The sequence below is a fragment of the Rubricoccus marinus genome, from assembly GCF_002257665.1.
Classification (GTDB): domain Bacteria; phylum Bacteroidota; class Rhodothermia; order Rhodothermales; family Rubricoccaceae; genus Rubricoccus; species Rubricoccus marinus.
This window is the reverse complement of record NZ_MQWB01000008.1, coordinates 1-300: the sequence shown is the minus strand read 5'-3', so window position 1 is coordinate 300 and position 300 is coordinate 1. Positions and strand designations below refer to the sequence as shown.

Sequence of the window (300 nt, the reverse complement as noted above, 5' to 3'; positions counted from 1 at the left end):
GGGGGGGGGGGGGGGGGGGAGCGGCCGGCGGTGGTGGGGTGGGCGGCGGGGGGCGGCGGGTGTGTGAGGGTGGGCAGCGGGGGGATGGCCCGGGCGGGGGTCTTGTTCGACGGGGGCTCGAGGGAGGGCTGGACATGCGTTTGGCCCATCGTGAACGTGACCCCCTGGTTCATGGCCGCGCGGAAGGGCAGCGTGAGCGTCTTGGCGTAGAGGCCGGGGACGGAGATCGTCCCGCCCTTGCGGCACGCCATGATGGCCTGCTGGAGCGCGTAGCCGCGGTCGCTCTGGAGGTGGACCGCC

1 pseudogene is annotated in these 300 nt (G+C 75.3%); it reads right to left on the bottom strand.

The features are described 5' to 3' along the window. Window positions 1-300 (bottom strand): annotated as a pseudogene (locus tag BSZ36_RS19575) (hypothetical protein); the annotation flags it as partial.